We start from the raw sequence: 21873 nt of genomic DNA, 5'->3' as shown, positions 1-21873 counted from the left end.
CCACCCCGCCCCACCCCGCCCCACCCCGCCCCACCCCGCCCCACCCCGCCCCACCCCGCCCCACCCCGCCCCACCCCGCCCCACCCCGCCCCACCTCCTCCACCCCGCAAGACCGGCGTGCGGAGACCCACCGGATTCGCGTACGGTTGACGGTCGCCCATGCACGTCAGAAGGGGGCCTTGGTGGCCGCGCAGAATGCCGCTGTCGACAGCACGGCGGATTCCGTTCGCGATCGGGAGATCGCGGTCGAGCAGACGCATCTCGATCAGGTGTACCGACGCCTTGAGGAGAAGATCCACGAGGCCGAGTTCCTCATGAACGACGCCGCCAAGCGCGGCCAGGTCGGCACGCCCGGGGCGCTCGCCGAGCGGGACGCGCAGGTGTTCCGTGCCGGGATCCACCTCAACAGGCTCAACAACGAGTTCGAGGACTTCCTCTTCGGCCGGATCGACCTCGTCCTCGGCAAGGACGGGGAGCGCGGCCCCGACGGGGCCTACACCTCCGTCGAGCCGGCCGACGACGCGATCCGCGCCGATCTCACCGCCGACATCGCGGAGACCCTGCACATCGGCCGGATCGGCGTGCTCGACTCCGACTACTCGCCGCTCGTCATCGACTGGCGGGCCCCCGCGGCCGCGCCGTTCTACCGGTCGACCCCCAAGGACCCCGGCCGCGTCATCCGCCGCCGCGTGATCCGCTCCAAGGGCCGCAAGGTGCTCGGTGTCGAGGACGACCTGATGCGCCCGGAGGTCACGGCCTCCCTCGACGGCCGGGAGCTGCCCGCCATCGGCGACGGCGCTCTGATGGCCGCCCTCGGGCGGGCCCGTACGCACACCATGCGGGACATCGTCTCGTCCATCCAGGCCGAGCAGGACCTGGTCATCCGAGCCCCCGCCGCCTCCGTCGCGGAGGTGGCCGGCGGGCCGGGCACCGGGAAGACGGCCGTGGCCCTGCACCGTGCCGCGTACCTCCTCTACCAGGACCGCCGCCGCTACTCGGGCGGCATCCTGATCGTCTCCCCGACCCCTCTCCTCGTCGCCTACACCGAGGGCGTCCTGCCCTCGCTCGGCGAGGAGGGCCAGGTCGCGATCCGGGCGCTCGGGTCCCTCGTCGACGGCGCCGAGGCGACCACGTACGACGAGCCGCCAGTGGCCCGGATCAAGGGCTCCTCCCGCATGCTGAAGGTGCTCCGCAAGGCGGTCCGCGGCGCGCTGGAGCTGGGCGACGCGCCGGAGCGGCTGCGCGTGGTGGCGTTCGGCCGCCGCGTCGAGCTGGAGGCGCCGGAGCTGAACCGGATCCGGCAGAACGTGCTCGGCGGCACCGCCCCCGTGAACCTGCTGCGTCCGCGCGCCCGCAAGCTGCTCCTGGACGCCCTGTACGCGAAGACGGGCGCGTCCGGCCGGCACAGCGATCCGGAGCTGGCGGCCGAACTGCGCAGCGCGTTCGACGAGGACATCTCCACCGAGGAGGACTTCCTCGGCTTCCTGAACGCCTGGTGGCCGGAGCTGACCCCGCGCCGGGTGCTGGCGGCGATGGCCGACGAGCGGCGGCTGGGCCGCTGGTCGCGGCGGGACCTGAACCCGCGCGAGACGCGGCAGCTGGCGCGTTCGCTGCGCCGGGTCGGCGCGGACGGCTCCGGCCCGCTCTCGGTGCACGACGTGGCGCTGCTGGACGAGCTGAACCAGCTCCTCGGCGCGCCGGCGCGGCCGAAGCGGAAGCGGGAGATGGACCCGTTGGACCAGCTCAGCGGGCTGGAGGAGCTGATGCCGACCCGCGAGGAGACCCAGTGGGAGCGGGCGGAGCGGATCGCGGCCGAGCGGACCGAGTACGCGCACGTGATCGTGGACGAGGCGCAGGACCTGACGCCGATGCAGTGGCGGATGGTGGGCCGGCGGGGCCGGACGGGTACCTGGACGGTGGTCGGGGACCCGGCGCAGTCCTCGTGGACGGACCCGGACGAGGCTGCGGCGGCGCGGGACGAGGCGCTCGGTTCCCGGCCGCGCAGGCGGTTCACGCTGACCGTGAACTACCGCAACCCGGCCGAGGTCGCCGAGGTGGCGGCCCGGGTGCTGGAGCTGGCGATGCCGGGCATGGAGCCGCCGACGGCGGTGCGCTCGACGGGCCTGGAGCCCCGCTTCACGGCGGCCGGGGAGGACCTGGGCGCGGCGGTGCGGGAGGAGACACGGCGGCTGCTGGAGCAGGTGGACGGCACGGTGGGCGTGGTCGTGGCCATGGACCGGCGCGCGGAGGCCGCGGGCTGGCTGGCGGACCTGGGTGAGCGGGCGGTGGCGCTGGGCAGCCTGGAGGCCAAGGGCCTGGAGTACGACGCCACGGTGGTGGTGTCCCCGGCGGAGATCGCGGAGGAGTCCCCGGCGGGCCTGCGGGTGCTGTACGTGGCGCTGACGCGTGCGACGCAGCAGCTGACGGTGGTCTCGGCGGAGGGCGACAAGCCGGGCGCGGACGGCGTCCCGGAGCTCCTGCGGCCGTGACGCCCGCTCCTGCGCCCCTGACCGGCCCGCCCCGGTGGGCGCCCGCCACAGCTCTGCCGGAGCCGTGGTGGAGGTCCGCCGGGGGTCCACCGGGGGTCCGCCGGGGTCCGCCAAGGTCCACCGGGGGTCCGCCAGGGTCCACCGGGGACGTTCACGGCACGGCGTCCCCCTGACCGTGCGTGACCTCCTCCTTCCCTCCTCCTTCCCCCTCCTTCCCCCCTCCGGGCCGCCCCCCGGACGGCTCGCGGCCAGGCGCGTGATCCGGGGTGTCCAACTCGCGGGAGGGGGGACCGCTTCCGGCGATCCTTTGTTAGCCTGGGTACGACACCGGCTCGATCCAAGCCCCCGGGCCCAACCTTCGTCGCTTAGAGCGACCACTTGCCGCGAGGCGAGCATGGCGGGTCGGTGTCTTAGCCGTGAATACAGGTCCGCGCCCTCCACCGAGTGGGGGGCGCGGACCTGTTTTGTATTAACCCACCATTCCGGGCGCCAAGATTCTCTCGTATGGTGGAAGAGTCTTTCCGAAATTTGTAGCTGGTTACCTTGTACCGGCTGGTAGGTGGGACGATCGGACAACAGGTCCTGCCGCACCTGCCCATCCCAGGACGGTGTGGGGCGGGATCCGTGTACAGCGAAACCAGGGACAGAAGAGGAAACACGGCCATGGCAACGGCGCCCAGCGTCTCGTATTCGATGACGGTCCGCCTGGAAGTGCCCGCGAGCGGAACCGCGGTCTCCCAGCTCACCACCGCCGTGGAGTCTTCCGGAGGGTCGGTCACCGGCCTCGACGTCACCGCCTCCGGGCACGAGAAGCTCCGTATCGACGTCACCATCGCCGCCACCTCCACCGCGCACGCCGACGAGATCGTCGAGAAGCTCCGCGGCATCGAGGGCGTCAGCCTCGGCAAGGTCTCCGACCGAACCTTCCTGATGCACCTCGGCGGCAAGATCGAGATGTCGTCCAAGCACCCCATCCGCAACCGCGACGACCTCTCGATGATCTACACCCCGGGTGTCGCCCGCGTGTGCATGGCCATCGCCGAGAACCCCGAGGACGCGCGCCGCCTCACCATCAAGCGCAACTCCGTCGCAGTCGTGACCGACGGCTCCGCCGTCCTGGGCCTCGGCAACATCGGCCCGATGGCCGCGCTGCCCGTCATGGAGGGCAAGGCCGCCCTCTTCAAGCGCTTCGCCGGCATCGACGCCTGGCCGATCTGCCTCGACACCCAGGACGCCGACGAGATCGTCGCCATCGTCAAGGCCATGGCCCCGGGCTTCGCCGGCATCAACCTGGAGGACATCTCCGCGCCGCGCTGCTTCGAGATCGAGGCCCGCCTGCGCGAGGCCCTCGACATCCCCGTCTTCCACGACGACCAGCACGGCACCGCCATCGTCGTCCTCGCCGCCCTCACCAACGCACTTCGCGTCGTGGGCAAGGCAGTTGAGGACGTCAAGGTCGTCATGTCGGGCGCCGGCGCCGCCGGTACGGCCATCCTCAAGCTGCTCCTCGCCGCGGGCGTCAAGAACGCCGTCAGCGCCGACATCCACGGCGTCGTGCACGCCGGCCGCCCCGACCTGGTCGACGCCGCGCCGGACTCCCCGCTGCGCTGGATCGCCGACAACACCAACCCCGAGGGCTACACCGGCACCCTCAAGGAGGCCGTGGTCGGCGCGGACGTCTTCATCGGCGTCTCCGCCCCGAACGTGCTCTCGGGCGAGGACGTCGCCGCCATGGCCGACGGCGCGATCGTGTTCGCGCTCGCGAACCCGGACCCGGAGGTCGACCCGGCCATCGCGCGCCAGACCGCCGCCGTCGTGGCCACCGGACGCTCGGACTTCCCGAACCAGATCAACAACGTCCTGGTCTTCCCCGGCGTCTTCCGCGGCCTGCTCGACGCCCAGTCGCGCACCGTGAACACCGACATGATGCTGGCCGCCGCGACCGCCCTCGCCGACGTCGTCGGCCGGGACGAGCTGAACGCGAACTACATCATCCCGTCCGTCTTCAACGACAAGGTCGCCGGAGCCGTCGCGGGCGCCGTCCGCAAGGCCGCGCAGGCCGCCCAGGCCCCCGCTGTGACGGGGCCCACGGCCTGATACCGGCGCGTCGCGGGATGCGGGCCCGGCAGGGCGCCCATAGGGTTGCGGGGATGCCCGCGTGGCCCGCGGTCCGCATCCCCCGGAGCCATCCCCCGGGGCCCCTGGTGCGGACGGAGCGTCACCGCGGCGTGACTGTGGCGCTTTTCGTGTGACCCTGGCGGGTGCCGGATTGGCTTTCCCGCCGCTGGTGGGGGCAGGATGCGTAACCGGGCGAGAGGGTCTGACGTTCAGACCCGGGTCCGGGCACTGTCCTAGGGCCCTGGCAGCATCGGCTTCGATCTCACGCCTCTAAGGCAAGTTGAACACGGGAGTACAACATGAACCGCAGTGAGCTGGTGGCCGCTCTGTCCGAGCGCGCCGAGGTGACCCGCAAGGACGCCGACGCCGTTCTGGCCGCGCTCGCCGAGACCGTCGGCGAGATCGTCGCCAAGGGCGACGAGAAGGTCACCATCCCCGGCTTCCTGACCTTCGAGCGCACCCACCGTGCCGCTCGCACCGCGCGCAACCCGCAGACCGGCGACCCCATCCAGATCCCGGCCGGCTACAGCGTGAAGGTCTCCGCGGGCTCCAAGCTCAAGGAAGCCGCCAAGGGCAAGTAGTACCGCCCTTGTGCCGAGGGCCGCAGAGGCCCTCGGGACGGCAGTGGTACGTAGAACGGCCGAGGGCGGCCACCCCGTACGGGGTGGCCGCCCTCAGGCCTTTCCAGGGCCCCGCAGGGGGCCCGGCAGGGGCCCCGTGGGGCCCCTGCGGGGAGATGATCAGACCAGGTCGCCGTTGGGCAGCTCGACCTTGGCGCCGAGCTCCTGGAGCTTCTCCATGAAGTTCTCGTAGCCGCGGTTGATCAGGTCGATGCCGTGGACGCGCGAGGTGCCCTCGGCCGCCAGCGCCGCGATCAGGTACGAGAACCCGCCGCGCAGGTCGGGGATGACCAGGTCGGCGCCCTGCAGCTTGGTCGGGCCGGAGACGACCGCCGAGTGCAGGAAGTTGCGCTGGCCGAAGCGGCAGGCGCTGCCGCCCAGGCACTCGCGGTACAGCTGGATGTGAGCACCCATCTGGTTCAGCGCCGAGGTGAAGCCCAGGCGGGACTCGTACACCGTCTCGTGCACGATCGACAGGCCCGTGGCCTGCGTCAGGGCGACGACCAGCGGCTGCTGCCAGTCGGTCTGGAAGCCGGGGTGCACGTCCGTCTCCAGGGCGATGGCCTTCAGCGGGCCGCCCGGGTGCCAGAAGCGGATGCCCTCGTCGTCGATCTCGAAGGCGCCGCCGACCTTCCGGTACGTGTTCAGGAAGGTCATCATCGAGCGCTGCTGGGCGCCGCGCACGTAGATGTTGCCGCCGGTCGCCAGGGCCGCGGAAGCCCAGGACGCGGCCTCCAGGCGGTCCGGGAGCGCCTTGTGGTTGTAGCCGCTCAGGCGGTCGACACCGGTGATCCGGATGGTCCGGTCGGTGTCCACGGAGATGATCGCGCCCATCTTCTGCAGGACGCAGATGAGGTCTTCGATCTCCGGCTCGACGGCGGCGTTGCTGAGCTCGGTCACGCCCTCGGCCAGGACGGCCGTCAGCAGGACCTGCTCGGTCGAGCCGACCGACGGGTAGGGCAGGCGGATCTTGCAGCCGCGGAGGCGCTGCGGTGCCTCCAGGTACTGGCCGCCTTCGCGCTTCTCGATGGTCGCGCCGAACTGGCGGAGCACGTCGAAGTGGAAGTCGATCGGACGGCCGCCGATGTCGCAGCCGCCCAGCCCCGGGATGAAGGCGTGGCCGAGGCGGTGCAGCAGCGGGCCGCAGAAGAGGATCGGGATGCGGGAGGAGCCCGCGTGCGCGTCGATGTCGGCGACGTTCGCACTCTCGACGTAGGTCGGGTCGAGGATCAGCTCGCCCGGCTCTTCGCCGGGGCGCACGGTCACGCCGTGCAGCTGGAGCAGACCGCGCACGACCCGCACGTCACGGATGTCGGGAACATTGCGCAGCCGGCTCGGCTCGCTGCCGAGCAGGGCGGCCACCATGGCCTTCGGCACGAGGTTCTTCGCACCGCGGACACGGATCTCGCCCTCAAGCGGGGTTCCGCCGTGGACAAGCAGGACATCGTTGCCGGTCATGGATCTCGCGTTCCGGAGTGGATGGGCAGGGGACCAGACGTAAGGGTAAGGGCCACCACCCCCATGTTTGTATGGGTGACGGGGCCGTAGGACTGTCATGAATACGGCACAACACGGTCGGTGTCCGCCAGGTAGCGGAGTGTCGCGTTCCGGCGCACGGAGCGGCGCGCGCTCCTCTCTGCCGCCGTGCGCCCTGAGCTGCGCTTGATCCGATACCGCCGCCCGCTCCCCCCGAGGGGCGATTGTGCGAGATCATGTGCCCATGACCGAGGTGTCCTCCCTCACAGGGCGGCTGCTCGTGGCCACCCCCGCCCTCGCGGACCCGAACTTCGACCGCGCTGTGGTGCTGCTGCTCGACCACGACGAGCAGGGCTCGCTCGGCGTGGTCCTCAACCGGCCCACCCCCGTGGACGTCCGCGACATCCTGCTCCCCTGGGCCCCGCTGGCCGGCGATCCGGGGGTGGTGTTCCAGGGCGGCCCCGTCGCACTGGACTCCGCCCTGGGCGTCGCGGTGATACCCGGCGAGGAGGGCCCGCTCGGCTGGCGCCGGGTCCACGGGGCGATCGGCCTCGTCGACCTGGAGGCCCCGCCCGAACTCCTCGCCACCGCCCTCGGCGCCCTGCGCATCTTCGCCGGGTACTCCGGATGGGGCCCCGGCCAGCTGGAGGACGAGCTCGGCGACGGCGCCTGGTACGTCGTCGACTCCGAACCGGGCGACGTCTCCTACCCCGACCCCGAACGGCTGTGGCGGGCGGTGCTGCGCCGCCAGCGCAGCGAGCTCGCGATGGTCGCCACCTATCTGGACGACCCGTCGCTGAACTGAGCCCGGCGGGGTTCAGTACCCTGGATTTATGAGCACTCTTGAGCCCGAGCGCGGGACTGGTACGGGGACCCTCGTAGAACCGACGCCGCAGGTGTCCCACGGCGACGGCGACCACGAGCGCTTCGCCCATTACGTCCAGAAGGACAAGATCATGGCGAGCGCGCTCGACGGCACCCCCGTCGTCGCGCTCTGCGGCAAGGTCTGGGTCCCGGGCCGTGACCCGAAGAAGTACCCCGTCTGCCCCATGTGCAAGGAGATCTACGAGTCCATGGGCGCCGGCGGCGACAAGGACAAGGGCGGCAAGGACAAGTAGCGAGGTCCCGGCTTCCGCCGCCGAAGGCCCCCGATGCGCGCGAGCGCGTCCGGGGGCCTTCGCCGTGTGCGCGGGGCGGGTTAGGGTCGGCGCGACGAGCGTCGCCCCGCGGGGACGGGTGCCGAGCGGGACTCCGCGGGCCGGCCGCCGCCCCCGCGCGGGCGACCGGCCGGCCGACGCGGAGGACTGACGCATGGACCTGATCCCGCTGCCCGAGAGCGCCGTTCCCGACCCGGAGGGGCGTCGCCACACCTTCGGGCCCGAGCCCCTGCTCGACGCCGGGCCCGGCACCGGGGGCGTCGCGCGCTGGCTGCGCCGGGAGGTGGGCGCCGCCACCGGATGGGCCCTCCCCGCCCCCGCCGCCGGCGCGCGGGGCGACGTACGGCTGCGGATCGAGGCCGGGGGAGCGGACGGGCTGCGGCCCGAGGCGTACCGGCTCGACATCGGCGCCGACGGCGTGGAGCTGACCGGCGGGGACGCCGCCGGCCTGTTCTGGGGCGCCCAGACGCTGCGTCAGCTGCTCGGCCCCGACGCGTACCGGCGGGCACCCCTGCGGCCCGGGCGGACCTGGAGCCTGCCCCACGCGGCCATCGCCGACAGCCCCCGCTTCGGATGGCGCGGCATGATGCTGGACACCGCCCGGCACTTCACGCCCAAGGACGGGGTGCTGCGCCACGTCGACCTGCTCGCCGCCCACAAGCTGAACGTGCTCCACCTGCACCTGACGGACGACCAGGGCTGGCGGATCGAGATCCGGCGCCACCCCCGGCTCACCGAGGTGGGCGCCTGGCGCGCCCGCAGCCGCTGGGGCCACCGCGCCTCCCCGCTGTGGAACGAGACCCCGCACGGCGGCTTCTACACCCAGGACGACATCCGCGAGATCGTCGCCTACGCGGCCGAGCGGCACGTGCGGATCGTCCCCGAGATCGACGTGCCCGGGCACTCCCAGGCCGCCATCGCCGCCTACCCCTGGCTGGGCAACGCGGACGTCGTGGACACCGCCGCGCTGGGCGTGTGGGACGACTGGGGCATCAGCAAGAACGTGCTCGCCCCCACCGAGGAGGTACTGCGCTTCTACGAAGGGGTCTTCGAGGAGCTGCTGGAGCTCTTCCCGGCCGAGGTCTCGCCGTTCGTCCACGTCGGCGGCGACGAGTGCCCCAAGGAGCAGTGGCGGGACTCGCCCGCCGCGCAGGCCCGCATCCGCGAACTGGGCGTGGACGGGGAGGACGGACTGCAGTCCTGGTTCATCCGGCACTTCGACGGCTGGCTCGCCGCCCGCGGCCGCCGGCTCATCGGCTGGGACGAGATCCTGGAGGGCGGACTCGCCGACGGCGCCGCCGTCTCCTCCTGGCGCGGCTACGCGGGCGGCGTCGCCGCCGCCGAGGCCGGGCACGACGTGGTGATGTGCCCGGAGCAGCAGGTGTACCTGGACCACCGTCAGGCGGACGGCCCCGACGAGCCGATGCCCATCGGGTACGTGCGCACCCTGGAGGACGTCTACCGCTTCGAGCCGGTGCCGCCGAAGCTGTCGCCGGAGGCCGCCGCGCACGTGCTGGGCGCGCAGGCCAACGTGTGGACCGAGGTGATGGAGAACCAGTCCCGCGTGGACTACCAGGTGTTCCCCCGGCTTGCTGCCTTCGCCGAGACGGTGTGGTCGCGGCTGCCGGAACCGGAATCCCGTGACTGGGCCGGCTTCGAGGCACGCACGGCCGCCCACCTGGCCCGCCTGGACGCCCTCGGGGTCGACTACCGGCCACCGGCCGGACCGTTGCCGTGGCAGCGGCGGCCGGGGGTCGTGGGACGCCCGCTCGAAGGCGCGCCCCCGATCGTGTGACCCGGGGGCACGGGGGGCGCTCCGGCGCCGCCTGTCCGGAAGCGGAACTCTTCGGGAACCTTTGGAACTCTCGCTCAAAGGAGGCCGATCCGGGGAAAAACGGACGTTCGGGTGCAGGGTCGCCCGACCCTGCCGCGGGCGGCGCCGGCCCGCCCGCACGCCCCGTCCGGGGGCCCCGCCCCGGCCGCGCGCGGACGGCGCCGGAGCGCGGGCCGGCACCCCGTACGCGGGCGACCCTCGCGCCGGGCGGTCCCGAAGATGTGCCAGAGTTGCCACGTCCCGGCGGTGAGCACGTACCGTACGGCGGACAGGCGTGAGCGCCGGGACCGGGACATCGGGAAGGGGCAGCCGGGTTGACCACGCACGCACCGCACACACCGCATTCGGCTCAGGGGCCGCACGCACCGCACTCGGCTCTCGGGCCGCAGGCGGAGCGGGCGCAGTCCGTGTTGCTGCCGGCCTCGCTCGACGAGGCCGTCGCGGCACTCGCCGCCATGCCCGCGGCCGTGCCCGTGGCGGGCGGCACCGACCTCATGGCCGCCGTCAACGCCGGGCTGCTGCGCCCCGCCGCCCTGGTCGGCCTCGGCCGGATCAACGAGATCCGCGGCTGGCAGTACCAGGACGGACACGCGCTGCTCGGCGCCGGACTGACGCACGCCCGGATGGGACGGCCGGATTTCGCCGCTCTGATCCCGGCGCTGGCCGCGGCCGCCCGGGCCGCCGGCCCGCCGCAGATCCGCAACGCCGGCACCCTCGGCGGCAACATCGCCTCGGCCGCGCCGACCGGTGACGCCCTGCCGGTGCTGGCCGCGCTGGAGGCGGAGCTGGTGATCGTCGGCCCCGGCAGCCTCGGCGACACCGGATGCTCGCAGCGCGAGATCCCCGTCTCCCACCTGCTGGCCGGCCGCGACATGCTGCGGCCGGGCGAACTGATCGGCTTCGTGCGGGTGCCGCTGCTGCACGCCCCGCAGGTGTTCCTGAAGGCCACCGGACGCACCGGCCCGGGCCGCGCGGTGGCGTCCGTGGGGCTCGTGCTGGACCCCGCGCGCCGCGGAGTGCGGTGCGCGATCGGCGCGGTGGCCCCGATGCCGCTGCGGCCGCTGGAGGCCGAGCAGTGGGTGGCCTCGCTGATCGACTGGGACGGGGACCGCAGCCTGGCCCCCGAGGCACTGGAGGCGTTCGGCGAGTACGTCGCGGCCGCCTGCGTGCCCGACCAGGGGGAGCAGGTGTCCTCGGCGGTACTGCACCTGCGGCGGACGGTGGCCGTGCTGGCGCGCAGGGCCCTGGGGAGGGCGCTGACCTCATGAGCGAGAACGAGAACGTGAGCGGAACGACGGGGAACGCGGGGCAGGCCGCCGGGGCCGGCAACGGCTGGGGCTGGGAGCCGGTCCCGCAGGGCGGCGAGTACGACAACGAGGCCACGGCCTTCGTGCAGCTGCCGCAGGAGATGCTGGACGCGCTCGACCGCGGGGAGCCGCTGGCGGCGCCCGGGCACGGCTTCGTGCCGCCGCCGATGATCGTGCCGCTGGGGTCGGGCAGTGCGGACCCCTCCGCCACCGGCACCTGGACGATGCCGGTGCAGTGGCCGGACGCCGGCTCGGGGACGGCACCCGGGGCGGGCGCGGGCCCGGCCGCCGGTGCCGCCGCACAGGCGCCCGCCCGCGCGCCGATCCCGGCGTCGATCCCGCTCCCGGCGTCGGTGGCGGCCGCGTTCGCGGCGCCCGCCGGGGAGGCGGAGGCCGAGCCGCAGGGCGGTGCCGTGCACGCGGAGCCGGCCGTCGGCGGGCCGCACGGGACGCTGGGCGGTGGGCTGCACGGCACGCTGGGCGGCGGGCTGCACTTCGACCCGTCGGGCGCGCTGCACGCGGAGCCGCAGGGGGCGTCGCACGCCGATTCGCATGCGGACCTGCGTTCCGGCCTGCACGCCGATGCGCATGAGGACCTGCATGCCGACCTGCATGCGGACCTGCGTTCCGAGCCGCATGCAGGCCCGCATGCCGATCCGCACGGTGCGCACCCCGGGCTGCACGGCGGTGTGCCGCACGCCGACCCGCACGCCGACCCGCATGCGGACCCGCACGGCGGTGTCCACGGCGGTGTGCCGCATGCCGAGCCGGCTGGTGGCGGCCCGCACGGGACGCTGGGCGGCGGGCTGCACACGGGCCCGCACACCGACCCCTACTCCGGCCCCCACGCCGACCCGGATCCCGGCGCGACCGCCGAGTGGCAGTTCCCCGAGGCGGTGCACCGCCCGGCGGACCCGATGGCCACCGGGCAGTGGACGCTGCCCGCCGGCGCCGGCGACCCCGCCCTGGACGGCGGCTGGGACCGGCCCGCCCCGGCGGTGCCGGCCGGCGGGACCCCCGCCCCCTGGGAGCAGCCCGCGGCGCCCGAGGCGGCTCCCGGGGTGCTGCTGAGCTCCGGCGTGCTCCCGGGCGGCGCCGCCGGTGCGCCCGCGGCCGCCCCGTCGGCCGGACGCGGTCCGAGGGTGCTGGGCGGCCCCGGCGTGGGCACCCCGCTGCCCGAGGGCTACCTCCAGGCCGGGCCGGAGCCCGAGGCCGTGCCCGCGGCCGCCCCGGACATCGAGGCCTCCCACGGCCCGGCCGGGATGCCGGTCGAGGGCGAGCGGCCGCGTCCGGTGGAGGCCGACGGCGGCGCCGGGGGCGGCGAGAGCGCCGGACCCGGCTTCGCGGAGCCCCCGGCGGCGGCTCCGGCCGAAGCGGAGGCCGCGCCCGTGCCGGGTGACGGCGGTGCCGACAGCGGTGTGACGCCTCCGGGCGAGGGCGACACCGGGAGTTTCCCGGTCCAGGAGACCGCGTACGAGGAAGAGCGGACCCCCGCCGTCGCCCAGCACGAGCACCCGTCGGCGTCGTACGTCCTGCGGGTCAACGGCGCCGACCGGCCCGTCACCGGGGCGTGGATCGGCGAGTCCCTGCTGTACGTGCTGCGCGAGCGCCTCGGCCTGGCCGGCGCCAAGGACGGCTGCTCGCAGGGCGAGTGCGGAGCCTGCGCGGTGCAGGTCGACGGGCGGCTCGTCGCCTCCTGCCTGGTCCCGGCGGCGACGGCGGCCGGCAGCGAGGTGCGCACCGTCGAGGGCCTCGCGAGCGGCGGGGAACTCTCGGACGTGCAGCAGGCGTTGTGCAGGTCGGGCGGGGTGCAGTGCGGATTCTGCGTACCCGGCATGGCCATGACCATCCATGACCTGCTGGAGGGCAACCACGCCCCCAGCGACCTGGAGACCCGCCAGGCGCTGTGCGGCAACCTCTGCCGCTGCTCGGGCTACAAGGGCGTCATCGAGGCGGTCCGCGAGGTCGTCGCCGAGCGCGAGACCGCCGCGGCCGAGGCGGCGGCGGAGGCCGAGGCGCTCATCCCGCACCAGGCGCAGCCCGGGGAGGGCGGGATCCACCCGGCCCACCAGGCGGCACACGGGACGGACGGCTTCGACCCCTTCGGCTCGAACCCGGGCTCCGGCGTGTTCGACGGCGGCCAGACGGGCTTCGACGGCCAGACGGGCTTCGACGGCCAGGTGGGCCCGCACGGGACCGACGGCCGGGGCTTCCTGATCGGCCTCCCCGGACCGGACGGACTTCCCGGACCGGACGGACTCGGCGGGCCACACGGACCGGACGGACTCGGCGGGCCACACGGACCCGACGACGGACTCGGCGGCCCGCACGGGAACGGATTCGGCGGGGACCAGCACAACGGAGGCATGGCGTGAGCGGGCAGGACGCGGCCACGGCGACGGCCGGCACCACCACGACCACCACCATGGCGACGGTCAGCCTCGGCACCGACGGCGACACCGAACAGCCGCGCCCCCTGCGCGGAATCGGCGTCTCCGTCCCGTCCGCGGACTCCCGCGCCAAGGCCGAGGGCACCTTCCCCTACGCCGCCGACCTGTGGGCCGAGGGCCTGCTGTGGGCGGCCGTGCTCCGCTCTCCGCACGCCCACGCCCGCATCCGCTCCATCGACACCTCGGCCGCCGCCGAGATGCCCGGCGTGCGCGCCGTCATCACCCACGCCGACGTCCCCGGCGCCGCCACCCACGGCCGGCGCATCGCCGACCGGCCGGTCTTCGCCCACGACGTCGTACGCCACCACGGCGAGCCCATCGCCGCCGTGGCCGCCGACCACCCCGACACGGCACGCCTCGCCGCCGCCGCGATCATCGTCGAGTACGAACTCCTCGACGCCGTCACCGACCCCGAGCAGTCCTTCGGCGCGGCCCCGCTGCACCCGGACGGCAACCTGATCCGGCACATCCCGCTGCGCTACGGCGACCCCGAGGCCACCGGCGAAGTGGTCGTCGAGGGCCTCTACCGGATCGGCCGCCAGGACCCGGCCCCCATCGGCGCCGAGGCCGGCCTCGCCGTGCCCCGCCCCGACGGCGGCGTGGAGATCTACACCGCCTCCACCGACCCGCACACCGACCGCGACCTCGCCGCCGCCTGTTTCGGCCTGGAGCCGGACCGCGTCCGCGTCGTCGTCACCGGCGTCCCCGGCGCGACCGCCGACCGCGAGGACGCCGCCTTCCAGCTGCCGCTCGGCCTGCTGGCCCTGCGCACCGGCTGCCCGGTGAAGCTGGCCGCCACCCGCGAGGAGTCCTTCCTCGGCCACGCCCACCGCCACCCGACCCTGCTGCGCTACCGCCACCACGCGGACGCCGAGGGCCGGCTGGTCAAGGTCGAGGCCCAGATCCTGATGGACGCCGGCGCCTACGCCGACGCCTCCGCCGAGTCCCTCGCGGCGGCCGTGGCCTTCGCCTGCGGCCCGTACGTCGTCCCGCACGCCTTCGTCGAGGGCTGGGCGGTCCGCACGAACAACCCGCCCTCCGGCCACGTCCGGGGCGAGGGTGCCATGCAGGTCTGCGCCGCGTACGAGGGCCAGATGGACAAGCTCGCCGCCGCCCTCGGCATCGACGGCGCGGAGCTGCGCATGCGCAACGTCCTGGCCACCGGCGACCTGCTCCCCACCGGCCAGACCGTCACCTGCCCGGCCCCCGTCGCCGAACTCCTGCGCTCGGTCCGCGACTTCCCCCTCCCCTCCCTCCCCAAGGACACCCCGGAGGAGGAGTGGCTGCTGCCCGGCGGCCCCGAGGGCGCCGGTGAACCCAGCGCGGTGCGGCGCGGCGTCGGCTACGGCGTGGGCATGGTCCACATGCTCGGCGCCGAGGGCGCGGACGAGGTCTCCACCGCCACCGTGAAGGTGGTCGGCGGCGCCGCCACCGTCATCTGCGCGGCCGTGGACACCGGGCAGGGGTTCGCCACCCTCGCCCGCCAGATCGTCCAGGAGGTCCTCGGCATCGACGAGGTGTCCTGCGCCCCCGTCGACACCGACCAGCCCCCGGCGGGACCCGCGGCCCACGGCCGCCACACCTGGGTCTCGGGCGGGGCCGTCGAACGGGCCGCGAAGATGGTCCGTACGCAGCTCCTCCAGCCCATGGCCCACAAGCTCGGCATGTCGACGGAACTCCTGCAGATCCAGGACGGCCGGATCACGTCGTACGACGGGGCCTTCTCGATGACCGTCGCGGAGGCCATAGAGGGCAAGGAGCTCTGGGCGACCGCCCAGTGCCGCCCGCACCCCACGGAGCCCCTGGACTCGGACGGCCAGGGCGACGCCTTCGTCGGCCTCGCCTTCTGCGCGATCCGCGCGGTCGTCGACGTGGACATCGAGCTGGGCACGGTCCGGGTGGTGGAGCTCGCCGTCGCCCAGGACGTCGGCCGCGTCCTCAACCCCCGCCAGCTGGAGGCCCGTATCGAAGCGGGCGTCACCCAGGGCGTCGGCGCGGCCCTGACGGAGAACCTCCGCTCGGTCGCCGGCCTGGTCCGCCACCCCGACCTGACGGGCTACGCCCTGCCGACGTCCCTGGACGCCCCGGCGGTGCGCATCGTCCGGCTGGTGGAGGAGCGGGACGTGGTGGCCCCGTTCGGCGCGAAGGCGGCGAGCGCGGTCCCGGTGGTGACCACCCCGGCGGCGGTGGCCTCGGCGGTCCGCGCGGCGACGGGCCGGCCCGTGAACAGGATCCCGATCCGGCCATCGGCGGCGGTCGCGGCGCCAGTGCCGGCGGTGCCCAACTCCTAGCCGCTTGGGGCCTGTCGGCGCCGATCGTTAGAGTGACTGGCGAGTGACTGGCGAGTGACTCGCGAGCGGGTGCGAACGGGGACGGGGAGCGGGGGAGGCATCGTGGCGGTGGACAACGCAGGTCCGGGGCTGCTGGGGGTGAACGTCGCCGGCGATGTCGCGGCCGGCCTGATGGCCCAGGCGAGGGCCCTTGAGGTCGAGTACGACTCGCTGACCGACTACAAGAACCGGGTCGACGCGCTGCTGAAGACCCTCGACGGCTCGGAGGCGGACGCCCGCAAACTGGCCCACGGCACCCTGCCGGCGGGCACCCTGGGCACGGGCTTCGCGGAGGCGGACGCCCTGTTCAAGGCGTACGAGACGGTCCACGGCGAACTGCAGAAGCTGTCCGCGGGGCTGGCGGGCCAGATCGAGGCGCTGGGCATCGCCATCCTGACGGCGGGCAAGGGCTACGGCGGCGTGGACGAGGAGACGCAGGCCCGTATGCGGGCGCTGGTCAAGCAGTCGAAGGAGGCCTACGTCCCGGACCGCGACCCCCTGGTCCAGCAGGAGCGCGAGGCCCAGAAGCACGCCCAGCCTTCGGCTCCGGCTCCGGCTCCGACCCCGAACCCGAGCACGTCGAAGGGCACGATCTGATGGCGACGACGAACTTCGAGGGCCACTCGCACGAGCAGCTGCTCGCGATGATCGCGTCCGTCAACCCGGAGACGGTCAAGGCGCGTGCGACGCAGCTGGCGGACGCGGCGAAGGCCCTGAACGAGATCGGCGACAGCCTCAAGCGGCACCGGGTCAAGGGCTGGGAGGGCGAGGCGGCGCACTCCTTCCAGGACTGGGTGAGCCGCACGGGCAGCGCCACGCTGGCGCTGGGCAAGTTCAGCGAAGTCGCCGGTACGTGGATGGAGAGCGCCGCCCAGACGATGGTGGAGGTCAAGGCCAACACCCCGAAGTACGACACGGCGGCGGCCGAGAACCTGGAAGCGGCCCGCAAGTACCACAACGACCCGGACGCGCAGAAGCTCGGCCAGACCGCCCACTCGAAGCTGACCGGCGACCACCAGCAGGCGGTGCAGCAGCTTACGAAGCTGGCGCAGTCGTACGAGGCGTCGGCGACGCAGATGAACTGGGCGGTACCGCCGACGTTTCCGCCGCCGCCGGGGGATGTCGAGCCGACCAGTTTCGGAGATGAGAAGGTCCGTGAACGCCCAGGAGCTTCTTCAGGAGGCGCGGGCGGAGTAGGTGGCGAGTCGTCGTACGCGGCCGCAGGGTCGGCCAGCGTAGTACCTCAGGCATTTGGGCAGCCGTCAGTCAACCAACCCTCACTGGTTCATCCGGTGCTTCCGGCGGAGGGGCAGCCGTTGTCCCCGTTGCCCGTCACGCCGGGCCGCGACGTAAACGTGGACATCGACCACGTTGCCATGCTCCCGGACAGGCCGCTGCCCCCAACAGCGCTTCCGGTTGGCGCTGGTGGCATTGATGCGATTTCCTCGACACCGCCATTGCCGATGCCTCCCGTGGTTGGGACGCCAGGGCTGGGCGGTGGCTCATTCCCGGGTGGACAGTCTCCCGTGGGCATCGGCGGCAAGGTTGGCGGCCTTCCCGTGCCACCCGCACGCGATGCGGGGATCGTGGGTGGTCGGCCCATTGCCACCGGCGGGTCGAGCGCAGGCATCCCTCGCGGCACGGTCATCGGCGCAGATGGTCCACATGCTGGCGGTCGCGCTATGCCTGGAATGATGGGTGGCGGCTTTAGCGCTCCGCACGGCACTCCAGGTGGCCAAGCGACTGGTCGCCGACTGGCCATGGAGCCGGGGGGAGTTGTCGGTGGGCGACAAGCGGCAACTGGTGGCCAGGCGTTCACCCAGGGCGGGTCGGGCCTTGTACGTGGGGCGGGTGTCGGCACTGTGGGTCACAGTGGCACTGCTTCACCGGCTGCGGGCAGGCAACGTGGAGGTCAGGGGGGCCAACGACCCGGCTACCTGGCCGAGGACGAAGAGACCTGGCAGGGCAACCGTCGCGTTGTCCCTCCGGTGATCGACTGAGCGAAACGGACATTGCACGGGATGCGCACGCGAAGGCTGACTTCGACCCTCACGGGTCTCCTGCTGGTTGGGGTTGCGGTGACCCCGGCGCATGCGCAGACCATCCGAGAGCAGCAGTGGCATCTCGATGCCATGAAGGCCGACGACATCTGGAAGATCAGCACTGGTAAAGGCGTGACGGTTGCTGTCATCGATACCGGCGTCGGCCGGATTCCCGAGCTAGATGGCCAGGTTCTGCAGGGGAAGGCTTTTCCTGCCGGGGATGGCAATAGCGACGCGCGCGACGACTATGACGGTCATGGTACGAGCATGGCCGCCATAATTGCCGGTACTGGTAGGCACCCTAGCGGGGATGGTGCCTACGGCCTTGCGCCCGGAGCTAAGATCCTCCCGATCAGGGTGCCCAACATTTTGGAGGAGGCTTCTACCCCAACGTGGGTGGATGCCATCCGATTTGCTGCGGACTCGGAAGCACAGATCATCAACATCTCCCAGGGTCGGTCAGGTAAGCCAGAGGATGACCGGGCGCGAGCTGAAGCGGTTAAGTACGCAGTATCGAAGGGGAAATTGATCTTCGCTGCTGTTGGGAACGAGGGGGATACCCTCAATAGAATTAACTATCCAGCTGCGACGCCGGGGGTGGTTGGCGTAGCCGCAGTGGACTCTGATGGCCAGGCGACGAAGGAGTCGGAGCATGGTGCACAGGTAGACATGTCCGCACCTGGCGTCGACATCGTTACCGCGTGTACGCGGAAGACGGGGTTGTGCACCAGCCACGGCACAAGCGACGCCACCGCCCTAACCTCGGCCTCCGCCGCCCTCCTCTGGTCCGCCCACCCCACCTGGACCAACAACCAGATCCTCCGCGTCCTCCTCAACACCGCCGGCAAGCCCGTAGACGGCGTCGAGCGCAACGACTACATCGGCTACGGCGTCGTCCGCCCCCGCATCGCCCTCCCCACCCCCGGCGACCCCGGCCCGGCGGACGTGTACCCGCTGCCCGACCTCGCCGCCGCCGGGGCGGCAACACCGGGGAGCCCGGTTCCCCCGACCGGGGGGAAGAACAGCCCGACCGCTGCGCCGCAGGCCGGCGCTGCGGTAGACAAGGGCGACGGCGACGGCGACGGTCCGCCCTGGATCGCTCTCGGGCTGGGGGCCTGTGTCCTCATCGGCGGGGCCGTCGCCGCAGTCGTCGTACGGCGGGCGAGGCCCTGACGCAGGCGCACGCGCAGGCGCAGGCGCAGACACGGAGTGGGGAGCGCACAGGGATGTCCTTCGAAGAGGAGTGGTCCGCCGCACGCGCCACCGCCGCGGCCAACATCTCGACCCGCCTCAACCAGTCGGCGGCGACGGCGGCCCCCGCCGACCTCGCCCTCAACCAGGACCACATCGGCGCCATCGGCAGCGAGGCGCACAAGCTGCACTCCCGCCTCCAGGCCGACGGCCGGCACGCCGCCACCGCCTCCGCCGAGGCCGCCTCCGCGCTGTCGCGCGAGGGCTTCGGCAGCGGGGCCGCGCTCGCCAGGGCGAACACCCGGTGGGAGTCCCAGGTCAAGACCCTCGCCGCCGCCTGCGCGCAGATCTCCAACGGGCTGAACTACTCGCTCGCCTCCCACCGCAGGGACGAGCAGTGCCTCTACGCGGAGTTCACCACCTCCAAGCTCGACGCCTACCTCAAGTAGCCGGCAGCGAGGAGGCACCGCCGTGGTGACGTACGAGAACGTGCTGAACGCCCCGATCGACAAGCTGGCCACTGCCGTCCGCGACTGGCAGGCCATGGCCGCCAAGCTGGAGGAGCTGGCCGAGGCCGCCCGCAACGGCATGAAGGCCAAGTCCGACAAGGCCGAGTGGAGCGGGGTCACCGCAGGCGTGGCGCGGCCGTTCGTCGACAGGACGGCCAAGGAGTTCGAGGACGCCGCCAAGGAGGCCGAGGGCGTCCACCGGGCCCTCGCACAGGGCCACGACACCTTCCGGTCCTCCCGCGACCGGCTGAGGAAGATCGCCGAGGAGGAGGCCCCCGCCGCGGGCTTCCGGGTGGACGGGAAGGGGAAGGTCGAGGCGCTGCCCCTGGCCACCGACGCCGACCGGCACGCGGCGCGCCACGACCCCGACTACCAGGAGTCCCTCCGCGTCAACCGGCCGCGCTGGCAGGCGGCGGTGGACACGGCCGTCGACGCCTGTGACGACGTGGACCGGTCCCTCGCCCGGCTCCTCGGCGCCAACCTCGCCGACGACCACGACTTCACCGCCCCGAAGTACGCCGGCGTCACCGCCGAGCAGGCGGGCCGTGCGACCGACCTCGCCCGCAAGGGCCGCGACCTCTCGCACGCCGAGCTGGCGGAGCTGAACGAGCTGCTGGCCGACAACGCCGCCAAGCCGGAGTTCGCGACCGCCTTCTACGCGAACCTCGGCCCCGAGGGCGCGCTCCGGTTCTTCGGCACCATGGCGACCGACACCCACCCCTACGGCCGCCTCGACGAACAGCGCCTGACGGACGTCCAGGAGCTCCAGAAGAACCTCGGCCTCAACCTGGCCACCGCCACCCGCTCCACGACCGAGCCGCACCTGCCCGACGGATACGCCCAGGAGCTGCGCCGGCTCGGCACCCAGCAGATTCCCCTCGGGCGGTACGAGCAGAACCCGCCGTTCGGGTACCAGCTGCTCGGCGGGATCATGCGCTACGGGAACTACGACCCCAAGTTCCTGGTCCCGATCGCCGAGCACGCCACCCAGATCCACGCCAAGGACCCCGGCTTCTTCGACCGGGGCCGCCACCTGGGAGCCGGCCCCGGCAGGAACCTGCTGAACCCCTCCGGGGTCAACGGCGCCGGCTACGACCCCGTCGTCGGCTTCCTGGAGGCCCTGGGGCACAGCCCGGTGGCCGCGGCCGAGTTCTTCGACCCGGAGCGGCCCCTCCACGCCTACGCCCCGGACGGCAGCGTGCGGTCCGGCGCCCCCGACCTCGGCAAGGACGCGAAGGGGAGGCAGGTCGCCGGCTACCTCGACTTCTTCGCCAACGAGGGGTACCGCTCCACCACCGACACGACGGGCACCAGCCCGGCCGACCTGGCGAAGGCCCGCACGTACATGCCCGACGCCCTCGGCCACGCCCTGGAGGCGGCCGCCCTCGGCCACGCATGGGACGACCCCGCGCCGGAACTCCACCGGACCGAGGCCGGAGCGCGGGTCATGGAGGCCGCCGTGCTGACGTACGGCGGCGACGCCGGGCTGCTCAAGCACCAGGAGGGCCTCGCGGACAGCGTGGGCCGCATGACGGCCGGGTACATCGACGACGTCAACCGGGCTCTGGACGGCAAGGGGGACCAGAGCGTCTTCGCCCCGGGGGCCGACGGCAGGCAGGCGCATGCGACGTTCGAGCGCGGCGAGGCCCGTGACCTGCTCGCCGCGCTGGGGCAGCACCCCGACGCCTACGCCACCGTGTCCACCGCCGAACGCGTCCACACCGCGAGCGTCCTGGAGAGCCGCACGGTGCACGACGGCACCGTCGACCAGGGCCGGGCCCGGTCGGTGGTCCGCACGGGTGCCGAGGTCCAGGGCATCCTCGACGAGTCCCGCGCCGATCAGGTCCGGGCGGCCGGCGAGAAGGAGCACGCGGCGTACGAGAAGGCGCACGAGCGGAGCTCGCACTGGGTGGAGTTCGGCACCACCGCCGCGATCGCCGCCGGTGTGGCCTTCCTGCCGGCCACGGCCGCCGCGGCCGGCGCGGCGGCGGTCGTCGTCCCGCTGGCCGTGGACACCGGCAGCGGTGCCGTGGGGCAGGCCGCCTCGGGTGTCATCGGGGAGTGGTCCGACGAGGCCAAGGAGAAGCACAAGGACGGGGTCGCCGGGCAGGCGCACGCCTCCAACAAGGCGATGTTCCAGGCGGGTGAGCACAGCGCCGAGGCGCCCATGAGGCAGTTCGCGGAGCGCCACGGCATCGATCTCAACGGCGACTTCGGCAACGACCTCGCCGAGTCGGTGCGGGTCGGGTACGTGTCCGGGAACTCCGTCGCGCGGCAGCAGGGCCACGAGGCGCAGACGAAGTAGGCCGCCGCGTGAGCCTCCCGGGGCACGGCGAAGGCCGTCCGGGGA

General features: G+C 73.3%; 15 protein-coding genes. 14 read left to right on the top strand and 1 reads right to left on the bottom strand.

Going from position 1 to position 21873, the window contains the following annotated elements; all coding sequences use genetic code 11:
• The first annotated feature begins 182 nt into the window (after nt 1-182).
• The 3 genes from AC07A6_RS09290 (at nt 183) to AC07A6_RS09280 (ending at nt 5188) form a co-directional block, all read left to right on the top strand.
• Nucleotides 183-2489, top strand: coding sequence for a HelD family protein (locus AC07A6_RS09290; RefSeq protein ID WP_478776635.1), 2307 nt, complete (start codon nt 183-185; stop codon nt 2487-2489).
• Between the two features lie 663 nt (nt 2490-3152).
• Entirely contained in the window at nt 3153-4586 is a 1434-nt protein-coding gene (locus AC07A6_RS09285) for an NAD-dependent malic enzyme (protein WP_362468281.1), read from the top strand.
• A 320-nt stretch (nt 4587-4906) separates the two neighbouring features.
• Nucleotides 4907-5188 (top strand): HU family DNA-binding protein, encoded by a 282-nt coding sequence (locus AC07A6_RS09280; RefSeq protein WP_007264399.1) that lies wholly within the window; start codon nt 4907-4909, stop codon nt 5186-5188.
• A 159-nt stretch (nt 5189-5347) separates the two neighbouring features.
• Here AC07A6_RS09280 and murA read toward each other — a convergent pair whose 3' ends face one another.
• Nucleotides 5348-6685, bottom strand: coding sequence for a UDP-N-acetylglucosamine 1-carboxyvinyltransferase (gene murA / locus AC07A6_RS09275; RefSeq protein ID WP_007264398.1), 1338 nt, complete (start codon nt 6683-6685; stop codon nt 5348-5350).
• Between the two features lie 262 nt (nt 6686-6947).
• Here murA and AC07A6_RS09270 point away from each other — a divergent pair, with 262 nt between their 5' ends.
• The 11 genes from AC07A6_RS09270 to AC07A6_RS09220 all read left to right on the top strand — a co-directional run bounded on the left by AC07A6_RS09270 (nt 6948) and on the right by AC07A6_RS09220 (nt 21828).
• Nucleotides 6948-7508 carry a YqgE/AlgH family protein gene (locus AC07A6_RS09270; RefSeq protein ID WP_125816781.1) on the top strand — a complete coding sequence of 187 codons (561 nt, stop codon included), beginning with the start codon at nt 6948-6950 and terminating at the stop codon, nt 7506-7508.
• Nucleotides 7509-7536: 28 nt separating this feature from the next.
• A complete protein-coding gene (locus tag AC07A6_RS09265) occupies nt 7537-7821 on the top strand; it encodes a DUF3039 domain-containing protein (protein WP_007264396.1) in 285 nt (94 codons plus the stop codon).
• Between the two features lie 193 nt (nt 7822-8014).
• Complete coding sequence (locus tag AC07A6_RS09260) at nt 8015-9655, top strand: beta-N-acetylhexosaminidase (RefSeq protein WP_478776634.1); 1641 nt, start codon at nt 8015-8017, stop codon at nt 9653-9655.
• A 353-nt stretch (nt 9656-10008) separates the two neighbouring features.
• Nucleotides 10009-10962 (top strand): FAD binding domain-containing protein, encoded by a 954-nt coding sequence (locus AC07A6_RS09255; RefSeq protein ID WP_386272914.1) that lies wholly within the window; start codon nt 10009-10011, stop codon nt 10960-10962.
• Nucleotides 10959-13376 carry a (2Fe-2S)-binding protein gene (locus tag AC07A6_RS09250; RefSeq protein ID WP_478776633.1) on the top strand — a complete coding sequence of 806 codons (2418 nt, stop codon included), beginning with the start codon at nt 10959-10961 and terminating at the stop codon, nt 13374-13376. Before AC07A6_RS09255 ends, AC07A6_RS09250 begins: the two co-directional genes overlap by 4 nt.
• A gap of 50 nt (nt 13377-13426) precedes the next feature.
• The gene (locus AC07A6_RS09245) at nt 13427-15742 is read left to right on the top strand and encodes a xanthine dehydrogenase family protein molybdopterin-binding subunit (protein ID WP_362469316.1); all 2316 of its coding nucleotides are present in this window, start codon (nt 13427-13429) and stop codon (nt 15740-15742) included.
• A gap of 102 nt (nt 15743-15844) precedes the next feature.
• Entirely contained in the window at nt 15845-16378 is a 534-nt protein-coding gene (locus AC07A6_RS09240; RefSeq protein WP_478776632.1) for a DUF2563 family protein, read from the top strand.
• Nucleotides 16378-17781, top strand: a complete 1404-nt coding sequence (locus AC07A6_RS09235; RefSeq protein WP_478776631.1) for a WXG100 family type VII secretion target — start codon at nt 16378-16380, stop codon at nt 17779-17781. Before AC07A6_RS09240 ends, AC07A6_RS09235 begins: the two co-directional genes overlap by 1 nt.
• Nucleotides 17782-17913: 132 nt before the next feature.
• A complete protein-coding gene (gene mycP, locus AC07A6_RS09230; protein WP_478776630.1) occupies nt 17914-18996 on the top strand; it encodes a type VII secretion-associated serine protease mycosin in 1083 nt (360 codons plus the stop codon).
• 53 nt (nt 18997-19049) lie between these two features.
• Nucleotides 19050-19463 carry a hypothetical protein gene (locus tag AC07A6_RS09225; protein WP_362469294.1) on the top strand — a complete coding sequence of 138 codons (414 nt, stop codon included), beginning with the start codon at nt 19050-19052 and terminating at the stop codon, nt 19461-19463.
• A 22-nt stretch (nt 19464-19485) separates the two neighbouring features.
• Nucleotides 19486-21828, top strand: coding sequence for a hypothetical protein (locus tag AC07A6_RS09220; RefSeq protein WP_478776629.1), 2343 nt, complete (start codon nt 19486-19488; stop codon nt 21826-21828).
• Nucleotides 21829-21873: the final 45 nt, after the last annotated feature.

The organism is Streptomyces sp. NPDC044002, from assembly GCF_056434525.1.
Note: the sequence above shows the minus strand (reverse complement) of the source record. Positions and strands in the feature narration are given on the sequence as shown.

Bases quoted from the DNA above. Each gene is read 5' to 3' on its own strand.
- AC07A6_RS09285 (WP_362468281.1), top strand. From the start codon at position 3,153: ATGGCAACGGCGCCCAGCGTCTCGTATTCGATGACGGTCCGCCTGGAA.
- AC07A6_RS09280 (WP_007264399.1), top strand. From the start codon at position 4,907: ATGAACCGCAGTGAGCTGGTGGCCGCTCTGTCCGAGCGCGCCGAGGTG.
- murA (WP_007264398.1), bottom strand. From the start codon at position 6,685: ATGACCGGCAACGATGTCCTGCTTGTCCACGGCGGAACCCCGCTTGAG.
- AC07A6_RS09270 (WP_125816781.1), top strand. From the start codon at position 6,948: ATGACCGAGGTGTCCTCCCTCACAGGGCGGCTGCTCGTGGCCACCCCC.
- AC07A6_RS09265 (WP_007264396.1), top strand. From the start codon at position 7,537: ATGAGCACTCTTGAGCCCGAGCGCGGGACTGGTACGGGGACCCTCGTA.
- AC07A6_RS09260 (WP_478776634.1), top strand. From the start codon at position 8,015: ATGGACCTGATCCCGCTGCCCGAGAGCGCCGTTCCCGACCCGGAGGGG.
- AC07A6_RS09250 (WP_478776633.1), top strand. From the start codon at position 10,959: ATGAGCGAGAACGAGAACGTGAGCGGAACGACGGGGAACGCGGGGCAG.
- AC07A6_RS09245 (WP_362469316.1), top strand. From the start codon at position 13,427: ATGGCGACGGTCAGCCTCGGCACCGACGGCGACACCGAACAGCCGCGC.
- AC07A6_RS09235 (WP_478776631.1), top strand. From the start codon at position 16,378: ATGGCGACGACGAACTTCGAGGGCCACTCGCACGAGCAGCTGCTCGCG.
- mycP (WP_478776630.1), top strand. From the start codon at position 17,914: ATGAAGGCCGACGACATCTGGAAGATCAGCACTGGTAAAGGCGTGACG.
- AC07A6_RS09225 (WP_362469294.1), top strand. From the start codon at position 19,050: ATGTCCTTCGAAGAGGAGTGGTCCGCCGCACGCGCCACCGCCGCGGCC.